The organism is Pseudomonas sp. efr-133-TYG-103a, assembly GCF_030209235.1.
Lineage (GTDB): Bacteria > Pseudomonadota > Gammaproteobacteria > Pseudomonadales > Pseudomonadaceae > Aquipseudomonas.
This window is the reverse complement of record NZ_JARVSK010000011.1, coordinates 368,885-392,008: the sequence shown is the minus strand read 5'-3', so window position 1 is coordinate 392,008 and position 23,124 is coordinate 368,885. Positions and strand designations below refer to the sequence as shown.

The 23,124-nt window shown below is 62.0% G+C and carries 17 protein-coding genes; 5 read left to right on the top strand and 12 right to left on the bottom strand.

Going from position 1 to position 23,124, the window contains the following annotated elements; genetic code table 11:
* Positions 1 to 61 precede the first annotated feature (61 nt).
* Positions 62 to 2,071 (top strand): diguanylate cyclase, encoded by a 2,010-nt coding sequence (locus QRN36_RS10275; protein WP_285423982.1) that lies wholly within the window; start codon positions 62 to 64, stop codon positions 2,069 to 2,071.
* A gap of 73 nt (positions 2,072 to 2,144) precedes the next feature.
* Here the strand turns inward: QRN36_RS10275 and QRN36_RS10270 are convergent, their stop codons facing one another.
* The 4 genes from QRN36_RS10270 to QRN36_RS10255 form a co-directional block, all read right to left on the bottom strand.
* The gene (locus tag QRN36_RS10270; RefSeq protein WP_285423981.1) at positions 2,145 to 4,376 is read right to left on the bottom strand and encodes a xanthine dehydrogenase family protein molybdopterin-binding subunit; all 2,232 of its coding nucleotides are present in this window, start codon (positions 4,374 to 4,376) and stop codon (positions 2,145 to 2,147) included.
* 30 nt (positions 4,377 to 4,406) lie between these two features.
* Entirely contained in the window at positions 4,407 to 5,390 is a 984-nt protein-coding gene (locus QRN36_RS10265; protein WP_285423980.1) for a xanthine dehydrogenase family protein subunit M, read from the bottom strand.
* Positions 5,390 to 6,052 carry a (2Fe-2S)-binding protein gene (locus tag QRN36_RS10260; protein WP_093458397.1) on the bottom strand — a complete coding sequence of 221 codons (663 nt, stop codon included), beginning with the start codon at positions 6,050 to 6,052 and terminating at the stop codon, positions 5,390 to 5,392. Before QRN36_RS10260 ends, QRN36_RS10265 begins: the two co-directional genes overlap by 1 nt.
* A 354-nt stretch (positions 6,053 to 6,406) precedes the next feature.
* Positions 6,407 to 7,471: an NAD(P)-dependent alcohol dehydrogenase gene (locus QRN36_RS10255; RefSeq protein ID WP_285423979.1), complete on the bottom strand. Its 1,065-nt coding sequence runs from the start codon at positions 7,469 to 7,471 to the stop codon at positions 6,407 to 6,409.
* Positions 7,472 to 7,860: 389 nt separating this feature from the next.
* On the opposite strand from QRN36_RS10255, the gene QRN36_RS10250 reads away from it, so the two are divergent.
* The 4 genes from QRN36_RS10250 (at position 7,861) to QRN36_RS10235 (ending at position 13,254) form a co-directional block, all read left to right on the top strand.
* A complete protein-coding gene (locus QRN36_RS10250) occupies positions 7,861 to 10,650 on the top strand; it encodes an EAL domain-containing protein (RefSeq protein WP_285423978.1) in 2,790 nt (929 codons plus the stop codon).
* A 223-nt stretch (positions 10,651 to 10,873) separates the two neighbouring features.
* Positions 10,874 to 11,239: a helix-turn-helix domain-containing protein gene (locus QRN36_RS10245; RefSeq protein WP_285423977.1), complete on the top strand. Its 366-nt coding sequence runs from the start codon at positions 10,874 to 10,876 to the stop codon at positions 11,237 to 11,239.
* Between the two features lie 162 nt (positions 11,240 to 11,401).
* On the top strand, positions 11,402 to 12,430 hold the full coding sequence (locus tag QRN36_RS10240) for an alpha/beta fold hydrolase (RefSeq protein ID WP_285423976.1): 1,029 nt from the start codon (positions 11,402 to 11,404) through the stop codon (positions 12,428 to 12,430).
* A gap of 209 nt (positions 12,431 to 12,639) precedes the next feature.
* A complete protein-coding gene (locus tag QRN36_RS10235) occupies positions 12,640 to 13,254 on the top strand; it encodes a hypothetical protein (RefSeq protein ID WP_285423975.1) in 615 nt (204 codons plus the stop codon).
* 94 nt (positions 13,255 to 13,348) lie between these two features.
* Here the strand turns inward: QRN36_RS10235 and QRN36_RS10230 are convergent, their stop codons facing one another.
* The 8 genes from QRN36_RS10230 to QRN36_RS10195 all read right to left on the bottom strand — a co-directional run bounded on the left by QRN36_RS10230 (position 13,349) and on the right by QRN36_RS10195 (position 23,051).
* Positions 13,349 to 14,287, bottom strand: a complete 939-nt coding sequence (locus QRN36_RS10230; protein ID WP_285423974.1) for a carbohydrate kinase — start codon at positions 14,285 to 14,287, stop codon at positions 13,349 to 13,351.
* Between the two features lie 30 nt (positions 14,288 to 14,317).
* Entirely contained in the window at positions 14,318 to 15,799 is a 1,482-nt protein-coding gene (gene xylB, locus QRN36_RS10225; RefSeq protein WP_285423973.1) for a xylulokinase, read from the bottom strand.
* Positions 15,800 to 15,807: 8 nt separating this feature from the next.
* Positions 15,808 to 17,325 (bottom strand): mannitol dehydrogenase family protein, encoded by a 1,518-nt coding sequence (locus QRN36_RS10220; RefSeq protein ID WP_285423972.1) that lies wholly within the window; start codon positions 17,323 to 17,325, stop codon positions 15,808 to 15,810.
* A 37-nt stretch (positions 17,326 to 17,362) separates the two neighbouring features.
* Positions 17,363 to 18,466: an ABC transporter ATP-binding protein gene (locus QRN36_RS10215; RefSeq protein WP_285423971.1), complete on the bottom strand. Its 1,104-nt coding sequence runs from the start codon at positions 18,464 to 18,466 to the stop codon at positions 17,363 to 17,365.
* Between the two features lie 258 nt (positions 18,467 to 18,724).
* A complete protein-coding gene (locus tag QRN36_RS10210) occupies positions 18,725 to 19,558 on the bottom strand; it encodes a carbohydrate ABC transporter permease (protein ID WP_285423970.1) in 834 nt (277 codons plus the stop codon).
* Positions 19,559 to 19,568: 10 nt separating this feature from the next.
* Positions 19,569 to 20,501: a carbohydrate ABC transporter permease gene (locus QRN36_RS10205; protein WP_285423969.1), complete on the bottom strand. Its 933-nt coding sequence runs from the start codon at positions 20,499 to 20,501 to the stop codon at positions 19,569 to 19,571.
* A 76-nt stretch (positions 20,502 to 20,577) separates the two neighbouring features.
* A complete protein-coding gene (locus QRN36_RS10200) occupies positions 20,578 to 21,903 on the bottom strand; it encodes a sugar ABC transporter substrate-binding protein (protein WP_285423968.1) in 1,326 nt (441 codons plus the stop codon).
* Between the two features lie 242 nt (positions 21,904 to 22,145).
* Positions 22,146 to 23,051, bottom strand: coding sequence for an AraC family transcriptional regulator (locus QRN36_RS10195; RefSeq protein WP_285423967.1), 906 nt, complete (start codon positions 23,049 to 23,051; stop codon positions 22,146 to 22,148).
* Between the last annotated feature and the right edge of the window lie 73 nt (positions 23,052 to 23,124).

The window sequence follows — 23,124 nt, the reverse complement described above, 5'->3', positions numbered from 1 at the left end:
GCTATAAGTGAAGCTCGGACACGTGTCGCGGCAACCGCTGTGGCGTCATGAGTTTTTTTATATGTCGTCTAACCGGGCAAGCGTCAAGATTCTCGGCTTGATCAGTGAGGACACCTCTTCGTGGGCGGTTGCCGTGCTCGTCTTTTCTGCGGGCGCGTTATTGACGGGGCTCGTGGCGTTGATGAACGTCGAGTTGTATCACCGTCAATTGCAACAGCGCTTCGAACTGCTGGCCAGCGAGCGCGTCAGTCGGATTCAGGACCGCCTCGACGGGCAGATTCGTCGTCTCGACAGCCTGCGCCGTTTCTTCGTGTATTCCGACGCGGTTTCGCAGGAAGAATTCGACGGTTTCGCGCGCCCGTTGCTGGTTTTCACCCAAGCCTATTCCTGGGCGCCCCGTATAGAGGGCAGCGAACGTCAGCCCTTTGAACAGGCCGCGCGCGCAGCCGGCCAACTCGAATTTACCGTGCGCGAACTCGACACTGCCCAAGGGTGGAAGGACGCAGAGCCGCGCCCGGTCTATTTCCCGGTGCGCTTTACCCAAAGCCGCAGCACGGTGACGGTGCCGCTGGGCTTCGATGTCAATTCCGAGGCGGTGCGCCGGGCGACGCTGGATAGAGCACAGCAAACCGGCAGCATGGCGGCGACCGCGCGCATGGACCTGGTCGGGCTGGAGGCGCAGAACCGTACCGGCATCTTGCTGGTCGCGCCGGTGTTGTCGCGGGCTCGTGTCGGAGGGGATCCGGCGGGCGGGCTGCAGGGCTTTCTGCTCGCGGTGATCAGCATGCGCACGATGATGACCGAAGGGTTGCCGTCATCCGATCAGGACAACCTGACGCTCAGCCTCGTGGACGTGACAACGCCACAGACACCCGAATCCTTGTTCCAGTCTGCCAGTCCCGCCGCCGCCAGTGGCCTGCAATTGAGTCAATCGATGAGTTTCGCTGGCCGCAGCTACCGGCTGGATATCCGTCCCACACCGGTGTTCATCAACGCCAACCCTTCCTCGACCGACAGCCTGGTGATCCTCGGGGCGCTGCTCAGTTTCATGCTCAGTGCGTTGCTCTATTCATTGATCAGCCAGCGTCAGCGCGCGCTGCGCATGGTCGAGCAAAGCACCGGGCAACTGCGACAACGCGAACTGCAATTGCGCAGGGCTCACGGGCAGCTGCGCAACGTGCTCGATGCGGCGACGCAGGTGGCGATCATCGCCACGGACCTGGACGGCCTGATCACGACCTTCAACATCGGTGCGGAAAAAATGCTGGGTTACAGCAGCGCGCAAGTCTGCGGCCATCTGACGTTGCGCCAGTTGCACCTGCCCGGCGAGCTTGCAGAGCATGCCGATGAACTGAACCTGCGTTACGGACGCGAAGTGAAGACGTGCGAAGCGATGCTCGTCGAAGCCTTCGAGGAACACGGGCATCAGACCCACGACTGGACGTTCGTGCGGCAGGATGGCAGCCATCTGCAGGTAAACATGCAGGTCAGCCCGGTGCTCGATGAACAGGATCAGTGGATCGGTTATCTGGCGGTGTGCCTGGACATCACCGAACGCAAGCGCGTCGAGGAAGAACTGCGCACGATGTCCGTCACCGATGCGCTGACCGGGGTCTATAACCGGCGCTATTTTCAGGAGCGGCTGCAGGCTGAACTGCTCCGTGCGGAGCGTCATGGTGGCGTGTTCGCGGTGGTCATGCTGGACATCGATCATTTCAAATGCATCAACGATCAATTGGGGCATGCGGTCGGCGACCATGTGCTGCAGGCGATCTGCAACCGGTTGTGTCATCGCTTGCGCCGCAGTGACGTGTTCTGTCGCCTGGGCGGCGAGGAGTTCATGGTGTTGTGCCCGGACACCGATGGCGATCAGGCCTATGGCCTGGCCAGTGAGTTGTGGGCGGCGCTGCGGTCCGAGCCGGTCGACGGCGTGGGCCGGGTGACGGCCAGTTTCGGCATTGCCAGTTGGCGCAAAGGCGAGGGCGGTGATGCGTTGCTGCTGCGCGCGGACTCGGGCGTATATGCAGCGAAGATGGGCGGGCGGGACCGGATCGAGCCGGAGCTGGCCTGACGTTCCGGGCAGGGCGTCGATTCGCCAAGGGAGGCTGCCCAAGGGCGGCAGCCTCCAGTCCGACAACGCGCGGTCAGGCGCTCATCGTTGGCGGCAGCTCCATCAGTTTGTCGAGGGTGATCGGCAGGTCGCGGATGCGTTTGCCGGTGGCATGGGACACCGCGTTGGCGACGGCGGCCGCCAGCCCGGTGATGCCGATTTCACCGATGCCCCGGGCGCCGAACTCGTTGAGTTCGTAATCCGGATAATCGAGCAGAATCACATCGATTTCAGGCTGGTCAGCATGCACTGGCACCACGTATTCGGCGTAATTGTTGTTGACCGGCATGCCGTCGCGCTCATCGAAATCGGTGGCTTCGAACAGCGCCATGCCGACCCCCATGACAATCGCCCCCTCGACCTGATTGAGCGAGGTCTTGTGGTTGATGACCTTGCCGACGTCGATGGCGCTGACCACCCGCGCGACCCGCAGCCGGGAAATGCCCGGGTCCCAGCGCACCTCGACGAAGTGCACGCCAAACGACCGGAAGGAGTGTTTGCTGGTGTCGTTCATGCCGGTTTTGGCTTCACCGAAGGCGCTGGACTGTTTCTGCGCTTTGAGCACATCGGCGATGGCGAATGACTTCTCGCCACTTTTGATCTGCCCTTGCTCGAAACTCACCTGATCGGGTTTGCTGCCGGCGAACACACCCTTGGGCGCCGTGGAGAAGGCTTTCAGCTGGTCGATGGCCTGGCGCGTGGCTTCAGCGATGGCGGGCAGCACGCTTGCCGTTGCCCAGGAACCGCCGGATACCGGCGCGGGCGGGAACGATGAGTTGCCCAGTTCGACTTCGATATTGTCGAGCGCAATCCCGGTGAGGCTGCTGACCACTTGCGCGATGATGGTGTACGTGCCGGTGCCGATGTCCTGAACGCCGCAGATGGCGTAGGCCGTTCCGTCTGCGCGCAACAGCACCTGCGCCTCCGCTGGCGTGCGGTAAGCGTCCCAGTTACAGGCCGCCATGCCGTAACCGATGATCTCGGTGCCGTCTTTCATCGAACCGGGCCTGGGATCGCGCTGGCTCCAGCCGAAGCGCTCGGCGGCCTTGTCGATGCACTCCTGCAAATGATTGCTCGACCATGGCAGGTTCTGGCTCTCGTCGTGCTCGGAGACATTGAGCTTGCGGAACGCCAGCGGGTCCATGCCGATCTTGTCGGCCATTTCATCCATTGCCGATTCCAGTGCGAACAGCCCGGGCGCGGCACCCGGGGCGCGCATCGACGTAGGCGTGCCGCGGTTGACCTCGATGGTCTTGTGCGTGACTAGCACGTTGGCGCAGCTGTAGAGACTCTTGGTCGAGGTGCCGCAGTTTTCCTTGTACGGATCGGTGAACGACGTCGTGTTGATCGACTCGTGCCGTACCGAGACCAGCTTGCCCTTGTCATCGGTGGCCAGGCGCATGCGCTGGCGGGTTTCCGGGCGGTGCCCGGTGGTGGTGAACATCTGTGCACGGGGCACCACCACTTGCACGGGCCGGTCGAGGACTCTGGCGGCACCGCAGGCCGCAACCGAGTGCGGCCAGATCCACAGTTTGCTGCCGAAACCCGAGCCAATGAACGGCGCGCGCACTTCGACCTTCTCCGGCATCAGGCCGAAAATCTTCGCCAGTGAATTGCGATGCGCCACCACCCCCTGGGAAGCTTCGTAAACGATCAGTTTGCCGTTGTCCCACTGCGCGACGGTGGCGTGCATTTCCATCGGGTTGTGGGTTTCCACTGGCGTCGAGTACGTGGCGTCGATGCTGTGGGCGGCGCCGTCGAAGGCTGCGCCGGCATCGCCCCGGCTGTGGTTCGGGCTGCCGTCTTGCAACTGGCCGGCTTTGAGGCCCTGCTCAAGGTTGGCGACGGCGGAGGTCTTGCTGTAGCTGACCTTGATCTTGTACGCCGCCGCCCGGGCGTGTTCGAACGTGTCGGCGACGACCAGCGCAACGAATTGCCCGGCGTAGTAAACCGTGTCGTCTTCAAAGGGCAGACGGCTTTCGTCGGACTTGGCGGCTTTCAGAATCTGCGCGAACGACATCGGCAGGGCCGAGTTGTGGTAGAGCGAGGGGAAGTTGCCGTGGTGGAAAATCTCCAGCACGCCCGGCGATTTGCGCGCCGCGTCCAGATCCAGCGCGGTGATCTTGCCGCTGGCGACGGTGCTGAACACGCCGTAGCCGTAAGCCATGTTTTTCAGATGATGGTCGGAGGCGTACATCGCCGTGCCGGTGACTTTGCGTCGCCCGTCGATACGGCGAGGGGCCGATCCTATCATTGCGTCAGTCATGTGCGGATGCTCCATTCATAGGGCGGGCTATCAAGCGGTCAGGCTGCCGAGATTGCGCACGATAGCCTGCTGCCCCAGGGCAATCTTGTAAGCGTTGTGGCGGTAAGGGCGGGCGCCTTGCATTGCGATGGCGGCGGCCTTTTCCATGTTCTGCGGCGTCAGGGTCGCGCCTTTGAGCGCACGCTCCGCTTCCTGCGCGCGCCAGGGGCGGGTGCCGACGCCGCCCAGTGCGATCCGCGCGTCACGTACGGTGTCGCCGTCCATGACCAGAATCACCGCGCTGGACGCCAGTGCAAACTGGTACGAGGCCCGGTCACGCAGTTTCAGATACCCGGACTTGCTGCCCGCCAGCGGCGCATCGAGCGCCACGTGGGTGATCAACTCGTCGTCTTGCAGGGCGTGTTCCTTCCAGGGCGTGGCACCCGGCAGCAGATGAAAATCGAGGAAGTCGATGCTGCGCTTGCCCTTGGGACCCTGGACCTCGACCCGGGCGCCAATCGCCGCCATGGCCACGCACATGTCCGAAGGGTGAGTGGCGATGCACTGATCGCTGGTCCCGAGCACGGCGTGCACGCTGCGGTTGTGGCCGTCGATGGCCGCGCATCCTGAGCCTGGCTCGCGCTTGTTGCAGGCCGAATGACCGTCGCGGAAATAGTTGCACCTCACCCGTTGCATGACGTTGCCGGCGGTGGTCGCCTTGTTGCGCAGCTGCGTGGTCGCGCCGGACAGCAGCGCCTGCGACAGCACCGGATAATGCTCGACGATATGCGGGTGATGCGCCAAGGCACTGTTGGTGACCAGCGCGCCGATGCGCACGCTGCCATCTTTCTGCACCTCGATCTGCTTGAAGGACAGGTGATTGACGTCGATCACCTGATCGGCGGGCATCACGTCCAGCTTCACCAGATCGAGGAGGGTGGTGCCACCGGCGAGAAAGAAGGCGGTCTGGCTTTTCGCGTGGGTGGCCACCGCCTGCTCGACGCTGCCGGCGCGTACGTAATCGAGGGCTCTCATCAGGTCACCTCCTGCAACTTGATCCGCGCGCTCTGTATCGCGCTGAGAATGTTCTTGTACGCGCCGCAGCGGCAGATGTTGCCGCTCATGGCTTCGCGGACGCTGTGATCATCGCTGCCGATGTTTTTGTCCTGTAGCATCGCGACGGCGCTCATGATCTGGCCCGAGGTGCAATAACCGCATTGGTACGCGTCGTGTTCCCAAAAGGCTTCCTGCACAGGGTGCAGCTTGCCGTTGCTGGCCAGGCCTTCGATGGTGGTGATCTCGTCGCCTTCGTGCATTGCGGCCAGAGACAGGCATGAATTGATCGAAGTGCCGTTGACGTGCACGGTGCACGCGCCGCACTGGCCGTGGTCGCAGCCCTTTTTGGTGCCGGTGAGTTGCAAGCGGTCACGCAATACGTCGAGCAAGGCGGCATTGGCCGGAAGGTTCAAGGTGTGCGTCTGGCCATTGACCTTGAGGGTCATGCGCCGTTCGTCTTTGGCTGGCGGAGCGGTGTCATCGGGGACGGCGGCCTGGGCTTCCAGGGCCTGGGTCCACATTGGGGCGGTGGCGGCGGCAAGGCCGGAGACGCCAATCGATTTCAGAAAGTTTCGGCGCGAAGGTGCGGTGAAGGACTTGAGGTCCGATTCTGTTTCTTTTTTATCAGGCTGATCGGTCATGGACGGGTTCCTCGTCAGCATTGAACCAGGTCTGCGCGCCGACGGTGGGCAGCGCGCAGTCACGAACGGCAGTGGATGCTTCAAGCCGCCAACGATAACCAATCATCGGCCGGAGCATTCTTTTGAATATCTACATACACTTTCGAATTATTTTCATTAATGCGCGTGACGGCTGCGGGCAGCGGTCGCACGTGAAGTGTCGCATCAGGAAAAACGCGGCCTGCGGGACATGGCCGCAGGTGTGTGACCTGCGCTGATACGATTGGTTGCGGGTTTTTTGCCGGCTGCAGAACACAGATTGTTACGAAAGGGCCGGGTCGGCGCGCAGTCGGCGCCGGCCCGGTGACGCGTCGATCAGGCGGCTGACGCTTCTTCCTTGAGCGTGGCCATGTCGATGACGAAACGGTACTTCACATCGCTTTTGAGCATGCGCTCGTAGGCTTCGTTGATGTCCTTCATCTTGATCATCTCGATGTCCGAGACGATGCCGTGGCGGGCACAGAAATCCAGCATCTCCTGGGTTTCCTGAATCCCGCCGATGAGCGAACCGGCCAGACTGCGGCGCTTGAAGATCAGGTTGATCACCGACGGCGACGGGTGCGCATGATCCGGAACACCGACCAGGGTCATGGTGCCGTCGCGCTTGAGCAGGTTGAGGAACGCATCCAGGTCGTGGGGCGCTGCAACGGTGTTGAGGATGAAGTCCAGCTTGTTGACCTGAGTGGCCATTTCGTCAGGATTCTTCGACACGATCACCTCATCGGCGCCCAACCGCAGCCCGTCTTCACGCTTGTTCGGCGAGGTGGTGAACAGCACCACGTGAGCGCCCATCGCGTGGGCGATCTTGACCGCCATGTGGCCCAGACCGCCGAGGCCGACCACGCCGACTTTCTTGCCGGGACCGACCTTCCAGTGATGCAGCGGCGAGTACGTGGTGATGCCAGCGCAGAGCAGCGGCGCAACGGCGGCGAGATTGTCGCTGTGGGAAATCTTCAGAACGAATTTCTCTTTCACCACGATCTTGTCGGAGTAACCGCCAAAGGTATTTTCGCCACCGAAGACCGGCCCGTTGTAGGTGCCGGTGAACCCGCTTTCACAATACTGCTCGTCGCCCTCGGCGCAGGATGCGCACTGCTGGCAGCTGTCGACGATGCAGCCGACACCGGCCAGATCACCGACCTTGAAGTGCTTCACATTGGCGCCGACCGCGGTGACTTTGCCGACGATCTCGTGGCCCGGCACCGAGGGGTACAGCGTGTTGTTCCATTCGTTGCGTGCCGTGTGCAGGTCCGAGTGACAGACGCCGCAGAACAGGATGTCGATCTGAACATCGTCGGCGCCCGGATCGCGACGCTCGATCTGGAAGGGTGCGAGCCGGTCGGTCGGTTTCTGCGCGGCGTAGCTGTAAGTCTTGATCATTTTGCGATCATCTCCAGTGTCAAAAGGGAACGTGGATTCGCTGTGAGAGACAGGCGAGGGCGGGCAAAGGTCAATGCCAGATCGAAACCTGCGATGCCGGTCGGTCCGACAAAAGTGCCTGTGGTTTCTTTCATTCCGTGGGCAATCTGCCGATAACAAACAGACAGGCACGTGAAATGTCGTGAAATCCCGTTTTTTCGTCGTTAATAGGCAGCAAAAACGAATATGGCGCTTGCAACCATCTGTCACACCCCATGAAGATAGCCCAGTCTCACGCTGGCAATGGAGCGCCTATGAATTCTCATGTCTCGACCCCCACCGGGTGCTCGTCATTCACTGTCGGGCAAGCGTGTGACCCTGTTAGCGAAGGGGTGGAAGTTGCGCCGTCCATGATTGACGAAAACTCTCTGGAAACACTGTTGCGGGCAGCCAGGCTGGCGGCTCCGGATCTGAGCTGGGCCGCCTATCGCGCCAACCAGCACATGCACCTGCTCGGGCAGGGCGATGCATCGACCGAGTGGCCGGCACACATTCCCCGCGAGGGCTTCGATGCATTCTGCCGTGAACACGGCCTGCAGCGATGGGTGACGGGGCATGGCGAGGCGCCGCTGGGCTGGCTGCTGACGCCGGAGCGCGAAGCGGGCAACCCTCTGCTGGCGCAGTTGGCGGGCAAGCTGGGTCTGCGTCTGCAGACCGACGCGCTGGCGCGGGCCCAGGCCACTCAGCGGGTGCTGTACCAGATCACCTACCTTGCCAGCTCGACCCGTGACCGCTCGGCCTTCCTGCAAGGTGTTCACGAGCAGCTGTCGACCCTGATCGACGCCGAAAACTTCTATCTGGCGCTGTACGAAAGCCACAGCGGCAAGATCACTTATCCGTACTACATCGACATCACCGACGTCGACGCGCTGGAGGCCGAAACCCAGGAGTTTCTCGATCCGGAACGGCTGTCCATGACCGGCTACGTGCTGACCACCGAACAACCGCTGTTCGTCGATTCCGCCGCCATCGAACGGGCGCAGGCGCTGGACAAGTTTCACTGCGTCGGGCATCGCCCCGAATTCTGGATGGGGGCGCCGCTGAAAAACGCATCCGACGACGTGTTCGGCATGCTGGCAATGCAGGTCTATGACCTGGAGCGGGTCTACAGCGTCGAGGATCAGGAGTTGTTTCTGGTGGTGGCGCGCCACGTGGCGATGGCCCTGGACCGAATTCTGCACCGCGCCCAACTGGAAGAGACCGTGGCCCGGCGGACGCTGGAGTTGTCGCGGCTCAACGATGCACTGCGCAGCGAAGTGGCCGATCGTGAGCGCGCCGAGCACCTGCAAAGCGCGTTGTTCCAGATCGCCGAGCTGTCCAGTCAACCGGGCGACATGGCCGATTTGTTCAAGAGCCTGCACGGCATCGTCGGCGAGCTGCTGTTCGCCCTCAACTTCTACATCGCGCTGTTCGACGACGCCACGGGCGAAGTGACCTTTCCCTATTATGTCGACGAGCGTCTGGTGGTGCGGCCGAACCCGCGCCGGGGTGAGCGCGGATTCACCGAGTACGTGATTCGCCAGCGCCGTCCCTGCCTGATCGACAGCGTCGAAGCGCGGCGCCTGGAGACCAATGGCGAAATCACCATTCAGAACGAAATCAACCGTTCCTATTCCTGGCTGGGCATCCCGTTGTTCGAGGGCGATGTCGTGCGCGGCGTTCTCGCGGTGCAGAGTTATTCGGCCGACGTCAGCTATTCGCTGCGCGATCAGGAGCTGCTGACCTTCGTATCCCGGCACATCGACACCGCGTTGTCCCGTCGCAGCGCCGCGGAGGCCGTGCATACCGCCAACCTGCGCCTGGAGGCGCGGGTTCAGGATCGCACGCGCGAGCTCGATTTCGCCAACGCCAAGCTGCAGCACGAGAACGCCCATGACTCGCTGACCGGTCTGCCCAATCGCAGCCATCTGCAACAGCGTCTGCAGATTGCCTGGGAGCAGTTCTGCAACAACGGCGAAGAGCTGGTGGTGATGTTCATTGACCTTGACCGCTTCAAGATGGTCAACGACAGCCTCGGCCATCATTCCGGTGATCAGTTGCTGATCCAGGCGGCCGATCGTCTGCGCAGCTGCATGCGCGAAAGCGACCTGCTGGCGCGGCTTGGCGGCGATGAGTTTGCGGTCCTGGCCTATTCCGCGCCACCGGACGTTACCGTGGCCATCGCCGAGCGCATTCTGCTGGCGTTCGACGTGCCGTTCTATATCGACGGCCATGCGGTGTTTTCCTCCTGCAGCATTGGCGTGGTCGGCGCCGATCGGCAATTCCATCACGAGCCTGCGGACCTTCTGCGCGACGCCGACACGGCCATGTACCGGGTCAAGAATGCGGGGCGTGACAGCTACGCGGTGTTCAACCAGGAAGTGCGCCGCGAAGTGTCCGACCAGATGGAGCAGGAAACCGCGCTGCGTAACGCGCTCAAGCGCACCGACGAGTTGCTGCCGTATTTCCAGCCGATCGTCGACGTGGCCACTGGCAGGATCCTCGCCCTGGAAGCGCTGATCCGCTGGCGTCAGGCCGACGGCCGGGTGATCGCGCCAGGGCATTTCCTGCCGGCGCTGGAAGGGCTGCGGCTGATCGGCCGGTTGGATTTCTACATGCTCCAGCAAGTGGTCGCGATGCTGGCGCAGCCCGATCACGCGCATTGGCCGACCGTTCACGTGAACTGCTCCAGTTACAGCATCAGCCGACCCGAGTTCGCCGGCGAAGTGTTGGGCCTGCTCAGTCAGCATGGCGTCGCGCCGTCGCGCATCTGTCTTGAGCTCACCGAAGGTGCGCTGGTGGCGGAGCCAGAACTGGCGCGCCAGGCCATGAAGCATCTGGCCGATAACGGCGTATCGGTGGTGCTCGATGATTTCGGCGCAGGCTTCTCGTCACTCAGTTACGTGCATCAGTACCATTTCAGCGGCCTGAAGATCGACAAGTCGTTCACCCTGGAGCTGACCACCAGCTCTCGCAGCCGGGCGATCGTTCGCGCCATCGTGCGCATGGCTGAGTCGCTGGGGCTGACCGTGGTCGCCGAAGGCGTCGAGGACGCGGCAACCTTGCAGTTGCTGCGCGAAATGGGCGCCGGGCAGGCGCAGGGTTATTACTTCTCGATGCCGGTGCCGCAGGACAAACTGGACCTCAGCACGCTGCAATGACATCCGCTGTCCGGCCTGTATGGGTGAGGGCCGCGAGCTGACTTGCAGTGTGCACTGACACCGTGCTGCCGTTCGCTTGGCAAGTCTGGAGGCGGGCTTCTCGGAACTCCGCCGTGTCGCCCGAACGCCGTTCCGGCTGATGGGCGAAGCGCGTGAAGAGCCGGCGGGCGGCCTCAGGGCTGGACGCTTTCCAGTCCTGTACACCCTTGTTAGACTCCTGACCATGTCAGATTCCAACGCTCAAAAACCCGATGCACCGGCCATGCCGACCTTCGCTTTCTGCCCGGTCATCACCGCGCTCGAAGTGATCGGCGAGCGCTGGGTCATTCTCATCCTGCGCGATCTGCTGCGTAACCCCACACGGCGTTTTCAGGACCTGCAGGATTCGCTCAAGGGCTGCGCGCCCAGCACATTGTCCACTCGGCTGAAGTCACTGGAAGCTCACGGTCTGATCGAGCGGCGCCAGTACGAGCAGCATCCGCCGCGCCTGGAATACCTGCTGACCGCCAAGGGCCGCGAGGTCGGTCCGGTGGTGGCGTCACTGCGCGACTGGGGCCTGCGATTGCAGGCCCTCGATCCACCCCAGTGACGGTCCGATCTGATCCGAGCCTGGCACGCCGCGCAATTCGTCTGCTCTTGCGCTGCCCGCACAAAGACCGGCTACGCTGATTTTGCAGCGCGACGGCATGTTCCCTGAAACATGGTTTTCCTCGACGGCTGAAATGGAGTTCTATCTTCTTGGGGGAAGACCATGCAAGGGTGTCGCTCTGTACGCCAGGCGCTGTGCGCGCTGTCAGCGATGATGTGTGTCTGTGTCGCCGCCGCGGCCGAGCAGCAGCTGACCAGTATCGGGTCGTTGACGATGGTCGGCGGCAAGATCAAGCAATGTTCGCTGGGCTATCGAACCTACGGCACGCTGGCCGCCGACCAGAGCAACGTGGTGCTGGTCCCGACCTGGCTGACCGGGCGTACCGCCGACCAGATCGACATGATCGGCCCGGGCAAGCTGGTCGACACTGACCGCTGGTATGTCATCGCCCTGGATGCGGTGGGCAACGGGGTGTCGTGCTCGCCCTCCAACAGCAAAAGCAATCCGCGCCTGAAGTTTCCTCAGTTCGGCATCCGCGACATGGTCAAGGCCCAGCATCGTCTGCTCGCGCTGAACCTTGGGATCGACCACGCCCACGCCATCGTCGGCATTTCCATGGGCGGCATGCAGGCGCTGCAGTGGGCTGTGATGTATCCCGATTACGCCAGCAACATCGTCACCATCGTTGCCACGCCGCAACCCACCGCCAGTGATCTTCGCGCCTGGAATGCCGAGATCGCGGCCATCGAGCGCACGCCTGGCTGGAATGGCGGCGACTACTTGCCGGGCACGGCCTTCAAGGGCCTGACGGCCTTGCACACCGAGTTTTTGTGGACGCCGGAACACGTCGCGGCCAAGGCTGTGGCGAGCAAACGGCCGAGTGCCGACACGCTCCACGGCACGCAGACCAGCCAGAGCTTCAGCGCGGTTGACTGGTACCGGCAATTGCAGGCCATGACGTCTTTCGGGCTGGCCCGCGACGGCGACATGGCGGCGTTGGCCGGGAAGATCAAGGCGCGCCTGTTGATTGTGACGTCCGAGCAGGATCGTCTGGTCGATCCGGCGCCTTCCAAGGCATTGGCGGCACAGACGCGGGCGAAGCTGTTGGTGCTGGACAACGACTGTGGGCACATGGCGCCGGCCTGTGAGCCGGGCAAGGTCGATCGCGCGCTCAAGGATTTTCTCAAGTGACGACGCCCGACAACTGAGCGGCAACGCCGTGCGCCGGGCGGCCATTCCCTGCCGCTGTCGGCAAGCGGGCGCGCTCCGAACGGTCCATTCGCTTCCGCGCACCGCGCTGCAGCCCCCGTCGCGCCTGGGTTCTGGGGGATGTAACAGGATGTGGCATCTGTTTTGCTGTCCATCCGTTTACATCGACAACCCGGATAAGGAGGTGAAAGATGATTATCGGTAACAGTGCCATCCAGCACTTCGTGTCGAAGGCCGTGGCTCACACGCACCTGGACCCGACGGACAAGGATGCGTACAACACTGCAGTGGCCGGCGCTTCATCTGCCCCGGTCGCGGCAATCGCGGGCAGCACGGACAGCGCGACTCAGGGCAGTGCCGACGACAAGCAGGGCTACGACGAGTCTTTCGCCAAAATGATGGTGAACCTCAAGGCAGCGCTGGCCAACACCACCGCCTCGGTGTCGGACGATAAAGCGGCTGCAGCCGCGGCATTTTCGTCCAGCACTGACAAGCAGGTCGCGGCGTCGGACAGTGTCGTGAAAACCGTCTCCGACGGCATTGCCGCCAGCGACAGCGCAGCGGGTGCATCGAGCGTGGGTTCGGCCAAGGATCAGTTCCTGGCCTACATGAACCAGACCGATGCCGAAAAGGTGCGTCAGCAGCTGACCGGCGTGAGCAAGGAAGAGTACGACAACATGACGCCGGAGCAGCAGGCGGCGGTGGACAAGAAAGTTGCCGAGCTGCAAAAGCAGAAGCAGGAGCAGCAGATCGCCGAATCTGAAGTCAAAACCAGGATTGCGATGGCCAAGGCCGAAATGGCCTGAGGCGCTGCGCGTCGGTAGAAGTGCTGGGTAAAAGAACAAGGGGCAGCGGTGTAGACCGGCTGCCCTTTTTTATCTGGACGCGATGAGCAGCGCGCTACTGCACCTGATGCCGGTACGGCAGATCCGGGCCCACGCGGGTGCAGGTCACGGCCGCCGCGACGACGGCGAAGTTGAGCATTTCGGTCAACGTTTCGCGATCCAGCGACGGCAGGCTTGCCGGGGTGTCGAGTTCGCGCTCGGTCAGGAAGGTGATCAGCGCGGCTTGAAACGTGTCGCCGGCACCGACGGTGTCGGCCGTCTTCACGTCGCGGGCGGGCACCGACCAGTCGCCCTGTTCGCGGGTGAAGATGCTGGCACCCTCACGCCCCCGGGTCATGATCACCAGTTGGCAGTTGTGCTGCAGCCAGCCTTTGGCGATGTCCTGGGCGGGGACATCCGGGTACAGCAATTCCAGATCTTCATCGCTGACCTTGATGATGTGGGCGTGCTCGGCGAATTTCGCCACCTGGCTGCGCCACAGCTCGATGCTTGGCGCAGGGTTCAGGCGCACGTTCGGGTCGAAGGTGATCAGGCGCTGGCCGCTCTCACGTTGCACCAGCGTCAGCAAGGCATCGGCGACCGGCTGCACCACCAGCGAGAACGAGCCAACGTGCAGGCCGCGCACGTTGTCGTCCAGCGTCGGCAGTTGTTCCACGGTCAACAAGCGGTCGGCGCAACCTTCGCCACGAAAGTTGTACTGCGGCGAGCCGTCGGCGCCGACCGCGACCATCGACAGCGTGGTGGGGGCGTCGAAATGCAGCAGGAAATCGTCGCGGACACCTTCGGCTTCCAGCACGGCCGCCAGACGCTTGCCGAGGAAGTCGGTGGAAATCCCGGCAAAGAAACCGGCCTCCACACCGAGCCTGCGCAGACCCACCGCAACGTTGAACGGTGAGCCTCCGGCGATGGCCTGATAGCCGATTTTATTGAGTTGCGCGCTCGTGTCCGGTTGACTGAAAAAGTCGAACAATGCTTCGCCACAGACCAGGTACATAGTTGCTCCGTTAGGGCAGACGCCTGTGCGTCAGAGGCCCTGCAATTGATTGCGATAATGCTGATACACCGTCTGGTACGCCGCCACGTGTTCAGCCACGGGCCGGGTTTCGCTGGCCGGGTCGAGGCTGACGCAGCGTTCGCACAGTGCCTGTAACGACTCGTTGGCGCCATCGGCCTGCGAGTGGCACCAGGCGGCCTGAATGGCGGCGCCCAGCGCGGCGGCTTCGCTGCCGGTGGTGCAGACGACCGGGGTGTCCATGATATCAGCGACGATCTGCCGCCAGATCGCGCTCTTGGCGCCACCGCCGATCAGGCGGATGTTCGCGCTCTGGATGCCGCTGTCACGCAGCAGATCCAGGCCGTAACGCAGGCCGAACGTCGTGCCTTCGACCACGGCGCGGCACAGGTTGGCCTGGTTCAGATTGGTGCTGTCCAGCCCGACGATGCTGCCCGTGGCGTGGGGCAGGGCAGGCACGCGCTCGCCGTTGAGGAACGGCAGCATCAGCACGCCCTGCGCACCGATCGGTGCCGACGCGACGGCGGCGTTGAAGGCGCCGATGTCCAGGGTGAACAGCTCGCGGACCGCGCTGGTTGCGTTGGTCAGGTTCATCGTACAGATCAACGGCAACCAGCCGCCGGACGAGGAACAGAAGGTTGCCACCGATGGCTGCTCGCTGACATTGCCTGCGTCGGCATAGGCGTAAACCGTTCCCGACGACCCCAGGCTCATGGTGATCAGGCCGGGCGCGATGTTGCCGGTGCCGATCGCGCCCATCATGTTGTCGCCGCCGCCGCTCGAGACCAGCGCCTCGGGATTGAGCCCGAGGCGCTCGGCAATCGCCGGCAGGATCCTGCCGACCGGCTGGTGGGACTCGATCAGCTCCGGCAGTGCGTGGACCAGGCGGCCGCTGGGGTCGATGTGCTGCAGGATGTCGGTGTCCCACTGACGGGTGCGGACGTTGAAATAGCCGGTGCCTGACGCGTCGCCGTATTCACTGGCGCAACGGCCCGTGAGCCAGTAATTGAGAAAGTCGTGGGGCAGCAGAATCTTGTCGATGCGCGCAAACAGCTCGGGAAACTGCTCTTTAGTCCATAGCAGTTTGGACACGGTGTAGCCGGGCGCGATGGCGATGCCCAGACGTTCAAGCGAGCCCGCTTCACCGCCGAGGTAGTCGAGCAGCCGGTCGTTCTCCGGCGCCGATTCAGTGTCGCACCACAATTTTGCCGGGCGCAGCACCTGGCCCCGTTCGTCGATCATCACCAGGCCGTGCTGCTGCCCGGAGACCCCGATGCCCTTGATCTCGGCACCGGAAACGCCGGCCTGCTTCAACGCCGCCGCCGTGGCCTGCTCGAACGCGTCGAGCCACTCCTGCACTTCCTGCTCGCGGCGCCCGTTGGCACCGCTGATCATGTGATGAGCGCCCGAGCCTTCGCCCAGAACCTTGCCGCTGCTGGCATCAAGGACAATCGCCTTGGTGCCCTGGGTGCCGCAATCGATGCCAAGAAACATGTGCCACCTCAGACGGTTTTCGCCAACAGGTTTTCCAGGGTTTTGCTGACGCCCAGTTGCTTGAGGCTGTTCAGGTTGTGTTCGAACGAGGCGACAAATTCGGCCGATTTCGGAATCGCCGCGCCGAAGATTTCTTCGACTTCCAGCAGGCGTTGAGTGACCAGCACATCGTCGGCCACCAGCGCTTTGCAGAACTCGGCGCGAGGATCGACCACCTTGTACTCGACGCCGTTCTCACCTTTGAAATCGCCGTTGCGGTTGCCTTGCAGGTACAGGGCCCAGGCGGCGACCACCAGGGACGCGCGGTCCATGTTGCGACAGTCGACGATCAACCGGTTGATCGTTGGCACGGTGAATTTCGGGAATTTCGACGAGCCGTCCGAGCACACGCGTTCGAGCTGGTCGGCGATGGCCTGATTGGAGAAGCGGTCGATCAGGGTCTGTTTGTACTCGGTGAGGTCGATGCCTGGAACCGGTGCGAGTTGCGGCGTCACATCCAGGTCCATGTAGGTGCGGATGTAGTCGACGAACAGCGGGTCGTTCATGGTTTCGTGGACGAAGCGATAGCCCTTCAGCGCGCCGAGGTAGGTCAGCGCCAGGTGACTGCCGTTGAGCAGTTTGATCTTCATTTCTTCATACGGCGTCACGTCGTCGGTGAACTGCACGCCGACTTTTTCCCACGCCGGACGGCCGTTGACGAACTTGTCTTCCAGCACCCACTGCACGAACGGTTCGCACACCACCGGCCAGGCATCGTCGATGCCTTTTTCGTCATGCAACTGCAGGCGATGAGCCGTGCTGGTCATGGGCGTGATGCGGTCGACCATGGCGTTGGGGAAGCTGACGTTCTCGGCGATCCAGTCATGCAGATCGACATCGCGTTCTTTGGCGAAGGCCAGCAGCGCTTTGCGGGTGACCGCGCCGTTGTGCGGCAGGTTATCGCAGGACATCAGCGTGAACGCCGGCGTGCCTTCAGCACGGCGTTTGGCGAGCGCCGCACACAGATAGCCGAACACGGTTTTCGGCGTGGCGGGGTGCTGAAGATCGTGCTGAATCTGCGGCAGGTGAGTCATGAACTCGCCGGTGCTGTCGTCGATGCAGTAGCCGCCTTCGGTGATGGTCAGCGAGACAATGCGGATGTCGGGGCTGGCAAGCTTGTCGATCAGCGCCAGGTCGTTGTCGGTGGACATCAGCATCTGGCTCATTGAGCCGATGATGCGGGTTTCGGTGTCCGGCGTATCGCCCAGCTCGAACAGGGTGTAGAGAAAATCCTGGCCCTTGAGCGCCTCGAAATTGGCGCGGTCTTCTTCGCGCAGGCTGACGCCGCAAATGGCCCAGTCCAGCCCTTCGCCGCTCTTGTCGTTGGCACCGAGCGACATCAGCGCATCGGTGTAAAACGCCTGGTGGGCGCGGTGAAAACCACCGACGCCAATGTGCGCGATGCCCTGGCGACGGTCTTCAAGGGCGTAGGCGGGCAGGGCGATGCCCGGGCCGAGGTTCGACAGGTTCTGCTTGTTCAGTTTCATGATGAGTTCTCGAATTCCTGATGCGGTAGATCTCGACTCAGGCGGCAGCCTGCAGGGCTTTGCCGATGACCTGGCCCTGAGCGTCGAACAAGTGGCAATGCGCGCTATCCAGATGCAGGTTCAACGTTTCGCCGTACTGGCTGGCCATGTCGCCGCGGATGCGCATGGTCAGCGCCTCGCCGGAGGCGGTGCGCACGTGGCAGAACGTGTCGCTGCCCAGACGCTCGCTGACGTCAGCCACGACTTGCAACTGACAGTCACCGGCGTTGGCCAGCTCCAGATGTTCGGGACGGATGCCCAGGGTCACGGCGTCGCCGACACGTTGCTGAGCGTTGGTGAATGGCAGATTGATGCGGGCGCCGGCGTCGAGGGTGACTTCGCAGCCCGTGGCGTCGACCCGGCTGACCTTGCCCTTGAGGAAGCCCATTTTCGGCGTACCGAGGAAACCGGCGACGAACAGGTTGGCCGGATGGTGATACAGCTCCAGCGGCGAGCCGACCTGTTCCACCCGGCCGCCGTTGAGCACGACCACTTTGTCGGCCAGGGTCATGGCTTCGACCTGATCGTGGGTTACGTAAATCATCGTCGCTTCCAGCTCTTTATGCAGGCGCGACAGCTCCAGGCGCGTCTGCACCCGCAGCGCCGCATCGAGGTTGGACAGCGGTTCGTCGAACAGAAAGATCTTTGGATTACGCACGATGGCGCGGCCGATCGCCACGCGCTGACGCTGCCCGCCCGAGAGCTGCTTGGGTTTGCGTTCCAGCAGCGGGCCGAGTTCGAGAATGCGCGCGGCCTCGGCGACTTTTTTCTCGACCTCGGCTTTTGGCGTGCCTGCAAGGTCGAGGGCAAACGACAGATTCTTGCCCACGGTCATGTGCGGGTAAAGCGCGTACGTCTGGAACACCATCGCCAGATCGCGTTTGGCCGGCGTGACTTGAGTGATCTCGCGACCATCGAGCTCGATGCTGCCGCTGGTGACGTCTTCAAGGCCGGCGATCAGGCGCAGCAGCGTGGATTTGCCACAGCCGGACGGACCGACGAAGACCACGAATTCGCGGTCTTTGACGTCCAGGTCGATGCCTTTGATGATCTGGTGGCCGTCGAAGCCTTTTTGCAGATTTCTGATTGTCAGGTTAGCCATGTAGGGCTCCAGTTTTTGTTCTTCAGACAACTTAAACGTGGCCTGTAGGAGTGAGCTTGCTCGCGAATGCGGTGTGTCAGGCGTTGCATTCGTTGCCGATGTAATGCTATCGCGAGCAAGCTCACTCCTACAGGGTTCAGGGATCGTTCCCACGCTCTGCGTGGGAATGCAGCCATGACGCTCCGCGTCAGCCGCTGGACGCAGAGCGTCCGTGCCAAAGGGTTACCACGCGGAGCGTGGGAACCATCAGTTGGCGGATTACTTGACGGCACCAAACGACAAGCCGCGGACCAGTTGTTTCTGGCTGATCCAGCCAAAGATCAGAATCGGCGCACAGGCCAGAGTCGAAACCGCTGAGAGCTTGGCCCAGAACAGACCTTCAGGGCTCGAATACGAAGCGATCAGCGCCGTCAGTGGCGCGGCGTTGGACGAGGTCAGGTTGAGCGACCAGAACGCCTCGTTCCAGCACAGGATCAGTGAAAGCAGGGCGGTCGAGGCCAGGCCGCCTTTGCAGATCGGAATCAGCACCTTGAAGATTTCCTGACGGGTGCTCGCGCCATCCAGCCGGGAGGCCTCGAGGATTTCCCCGGGAATGTCCTTGAAGTAGGTGTAAATCATCCAGACCACGATCGGCAGGTTGATCAACGTATAGATCACGATCAGCGCGATGCGCGAGTCCAGCAGGCCGAAGCTCTTGGCCAGCAGGTAGATCGGCATCAGCACGCCCACTGGCGGCAGCATCTTGGTCGACAGCATCCACAGCAGCGTGCTCTTGGTGCGCTTGGTCTCGAAGAACGCCATCGAATAGGCCGCCGGTACCGAGATCAGCAGGCACAGGATCGTCGCGCTGAACGAGATCAGCACCGAGTTCCAGGCAAAGTGGAAGTAGTCGCTGCGCTCCTGAATGTGCAGGTAGTTTTCCAGCGTGGGCGTGAAAATGAACTGCGGCGGCGTGGCGAACGCATCGATCTCCGTCTTGAAGCTGGTTAGGACCATCCAGAAGATCGGGAAGAAAATCAGCGCCGCGATCACCCACGACAAGGTGCCGAGCAGCACGCTTTGCAGGCGGCGGGATTGTTTGAGCGTCATCATGACCTTGCCCTCAAGACTTGTCGGTGAGGTTTTTGCCGATCATCCGTACCAGGATGATCGCGGCAATGTTGGCGATGACCACGGCAATCAAGCCGCCCGCCGATGCCATGCCCACGTCGAATTGCAGCAGCGCCTGGTTGTAGATCAGGTACGCGAGGTTGGTCGAAGCGAAGCCCGGACCGCCGTTGGTGGTGGTGTAGATTTCCGCGAAGACCGACAGCAGGAAGATCGTCTCGATCATCACCACCACCGCGATCGGACGCGCCAGGTGGGGCAGGGTCAGGTGCCAGAAAATAGCGATCGGGCCGGCACCGTCCAGCCGCGCCGCTTCTTTCTGTTCCTGGTCCAGCGACTGCATCGCGGTCATCAGAATCAGGATCGCGAACGGCAGCCACTGCCAGGACACGATGATGATGATCGAGAGCATCGGGTAGTTGGCCAGCCAGTCCACCGGCTGGGCGCCGAACAGCTTCCAGACCGCGGCGAGAATCCCGGAGACCGGGTGAAAAATCAGGTTCTTCCAGATCAGCGCACTGACCGTCGGCATGATGAAAAACGGCGAGATGAGCAGCACCCGGACAATGCCGCGTCCGAGAAACTCACTGGCCTCCAGCAGCGCGGAGATCAGCACACCGAGGATCACGCTGATCGCCAGCACGCTGCCCACCAGCAGCAACGTGTTCATCGCACCCGGAAAAAAGCCTGAATCGGTGACGAAATACTCGAAGTTCTCAAGGCCGACGAATTCGTTCTCGCCCGGGTTGAGCAGGTTGTAGCGGATCAGCGAGAAGTAGATGGTCATGCCCAGCGGGACGACCATCCAGACCAGCAGCAACAGCACCGATGGGCTGACCAGAAACCAGCCAGGCTTGGTGACGCTGCCTTTCTGTTGGCCTTGATCGCCGGCCGAGGCCGTGCGAGGGGGAAGGGTTGAGGTGTTCATGATGACTCCGAACCAGGGCAGTAGCTGAGCGGGGCAGCAGGGAGCAATCCCTGCTGCTGCCTTGAAACAGACGGGATCAACCCTTTTTCGGGTAACCCGCGCGCTTCATGTCACGCTCGGTCGCGCTTTGTGCCTGGGTCAGCGCAGCTTCCACCGTGGTCGAGCCCACCAGTGCCGCCGAGAATTGCTGACCGACGTTGGTGCCGATCTGCTGGAACTCGGGGATGGTCACCAGCTGAATGCCGACGTAAGGGACAGGCTTGAGCGTCGGCGCTTTAGGCGTCACGGCCTTGAGCGATTCCAGCGTGATGTCGGCAAACGGCGCAGCCTTTTTGTACGCGTCGGTGTAGGTCGATGCGCGCGTTCCTGGCGGAACGTTCGACACGCCGTCTTTCTCGGCCACCAGCGCTGCGTACTCTTTGGACGTGGCCCACTCGGTGAACGCGCGTGCGTCCTTGTCGTTCTTGGCGCTGGTCGGAATCGCCAGGGCCCACGAGTACAGCCAGGCCGAGCCCTTGTCGGTGACTTCGTGCGGCGCGTAGGTGAAGCCTACGTTGTCAGCCACTTTGCTCTGGGATTTGTCGGTGACGAAGGAACCCGCGACGCTGGCGTCGACCCAGATGGCGCACTTGCCGCTGTTGAACAACGCCAGGTTCTCGTTGAAACCGTTGCTGGACGCGCCAGGAGGACCGTTCTTCTTCATCACGTTGACGTAGAAGTTCAGCGCGTTTTTCCATTCTGGCTGGTCGAACTGCGGCTTCCACTGCTCATCGAACCAGCGTGCGCCGAACGAGTTGGCCACCGTGCTGATCAGGGCCATGTTCTCGCCCCAGCCAGCCTTGCCCCGCAGGCAGATACCGTACTGTTCTTTGGACTTGTCGGTGAGTTTGTCGGCGAACTCGGAGATCTGCGTCCAGGTCGGGCGTTCCGGCATGGTCAGCCCGGCGGCCTTGAATAGATCCTTGCGGTAATAGGTGATGGAGCTTTCGGCATAGAACGGCAGGGCGAAGAGTTTGCCATCGACGGAAAGGCCATCGCGTACCGATGGAAAGACGTCGTCAAGCGCGTAGGAAGCTGGAAGATTATCCATTTCCTTCAACCAGCCTTTGGCGCCCCAGAGTGATGCTTCGTACATGCCGATGGTCAAGACGTCGAACTGACCGCCCTTGGTCGCGATGTCGGTGGTCAGCCGCTGACGCAGGACGTTCTCTTCCAGGACGACCCACTTGAGCTTGATATCGGGATGCTGTTCTTCGAAGGTTTTCGACAGCCGCTGCATGCGGATCATGTCGCTGTTGTTGACGGTGGCGATGGTCACGTCACCCGCCGTGGCGCTGGTGCAGAGGGTGAGGCCGAGCGTGAGACAGGTGCTGCCAAGCAGAACTTTTGCAGAGGTCTTCATTTATCACTCCTCTTCCGCGCCCAGGTGGACGACAGAAGCTTGGTTATTGTTTTTGTTCCTTCCGGAGGTCAGGAAGAATGTCAGTTGATTACAACGGTCTGCCCGGACGATGACAAATCCTGCGACACACTCGAACTGATACTTTTTTGCACTGAGAGTTCAGGCCACAACGCTGTAAAACTGCGTTCCGGCACGGGGCGGCGCAGGTCCAGCGTAGTAGATGAGAGCGGGAAGGGGGTGAATCAGTACAGGTTTTGTTCGGTCAGGCGCTGCACGGCGAGGCGCCGGTAATGGGAGGGCGTCATGCCTTTGAGTTTCTGGAAGCGCCGGTTGAAGTTGGAGATATTGTTGAACCCGGACTCGAAACACACGTCGGTCACCGGTTTGTCGCCGTCGGCGAGCAGCTCGCAGGATTTGCTGATGCGCAGCCGGTTGACGAATTCCACGAAGCAGCGGCCGGTCGCCTGCTTGAACACCCGTGAGAAATACGTCGGCTTCATGCCCAGATAGTCGGCCACTTCTTCGAGGGGCAATTCGCGGGCATAGTGCGTGAAGATGTAGTCCACCGCCTTGTTGGTGCGCTCTACGGCATGATCGTCCGACAGCTGCGAGGCAGTCGTTCCGGACAGCAGCTGGAAGTCGTCACTGGCGGCCAGCAACTCCAGCAGGATGAAAAAGTGACCCAGGCGGGTCATGCCCGTGGAGTCGGCGATCTTCTGCATCAGCCGGGTGGCTTGGCGGATCGTGCGCTTGCAGCGAAACTCGATGCCGTACTGCGCCCGTTCGAGCAACGGCGCCAGAGACTTGAGCTCGGCAAACACCTGGTTGCCACTCTCCAGCAGCTCTTCGGTGAAGTTCACCAGCATGTCGCGCTTGGGCACGACCTCATCCTCTTCGATCTGGCTGATCCAGTTATGAGGCAGGTTGGGCCCGGTGAGAAAGAGCGTTTCGGGGTAGAAGTTACCGATGTAATCGCCGACGAACACCTTGCCGGAACTGGCCACGATCAGATGCAGCTCGTATTCCTTGTGAAAATGCCAGCGCACCAGCGGACAAGGAAAGCCATGCTCCCGGTAGATGATGGACAGCCCGTTGTGGTCGTCCATCAGTTCGTAGGAAGGATCGGTGATTCTTGTTGTTTTTGTCATGGTGTTGCCGGTTCGTTAAGAAGCACGGAAGGTAATGTGCACCATTCGAAGCGCAGAATACAGCCACTGCGCC

Bases quoted from the DNA above. Each gene is read 5' to 3' on its own strand.
- QRN36_RS10275 (WP_285423982.1), top strand. From the start codon at position 62: ATGTCGTCTAACCGGGCAAGCGTCAAGATTCTCGGCTTGATCAGTGAG.
- QRN36_RS10270 (WP_285423981.1), bottom strand. From the start codon at position 4,376: ATGACTGACGCAATGATAGGATCGGCCCCTCGCCGTATCGACGGGCGA.
- QRN36_RS10265 (WP_285423980.1), bottom strand. From the start codon at position 5,390: ATGAGAGCCCTCGATTACGTACGCGCCGGCAGCGTCGAGCAGGCGGTG.
- QRN36_RS10260 (WP_093458397.1), bottom strand. From the start codon at position 6,052: ATGACCGATCAGCCTGATAAAAAAGAAACAGAATCGGACCTCAAGTCC.
- QRN36_RS10255 (WP_285423979.1), bottom strand. From the start codon at position 7,471: ATGATCAAGACTTACAGCTACGCCGCGCAGAAACCGACCGACCGGCTC.
- QRN36_RS10250 (WP_285423978.1), top strand. From the start codon at position 7,861: ATGATTGACGAAAACTCTCTGGAAACACTGTTGCGGGCAGCCAGGCTG.
- QRN36_RS10245 (WP_285423977.1), top strand. From the start codon at position 10,874: ATGTCAGATTCCAACGCTCAAAAACCCGATGCACCGGCCATGCCGACC.
- QRN36_RS10240 (WP_285423976.1), top strand. From the start codon at position 11,402: ATGCAAGGGTGTCGCTCTGTACGCCAGGCGCTGTGCGCGCTGTCAGCG.
- QRN36_RS10235 (WP_285423975.1), top strand. From the start codon at position 12,640: ATGATTATCGGTAACAGTGCCATCCAGCACTTCGTGTCGAAGGCCGTG.
- QRN36_RS10230 (WP_285423974.1), bottom strand. From the start codon at position 14,287: ATGTACCTGGTCTGTGGCGAAGCATTGTTCGACTTTTTCAGTCAACCG.
- xylB (WP_285423973.1), bottom strand. From the start codon at position 15,799: ATGTTTCTTGGCATCGATTGCGGCACCCAGGGCACCAAGGCGATTGTC.
- QRN36_RS10220 (WP_285423972.1), bottom strand. From the start codon at position 17,325: ATGAAACTGAACAAGCAGAACCTGTCGAACCTCGGCCCGGGCATCGCC.
- QRN36_RS10215 (WP_285423971.1), bottom strand. From the start codon at position 18,466: ATGGCTAACCTGACAATCAGAAATCTGCAAAAAGGCTTCGACGGCCAC.
- QRN36_RS10210 (WP_285423970.1), bottom strand. From the start codon at position 19,558: ATGATGACGCTCAAACAATCCCGCCGCCTGCAAAGCGTGCTGCTCGGC.
- QRN36_RS10205 (WP_285423969.1), bottom strand. From the start codon at position 20,501: ATGAACACCTCAACCCTTCCCCCTCGCACGGCCTCGGCCGGCGATCAA.
- QRN36_RS10200 (WP_285423968.1), bottom strand. From the start codon at position 21,903: ATGAAGACCTCTGCAAAAGTTCTGCTTGGCAGCACCTGTCTCACGCTC.
- QRN36_RS10195 (WP_285423967.1), bottom strand. From the start codon at position 23,051: ATGACAAAAACAACAAGAATCACCGATCCTTCCTACGAACTGATGGAC.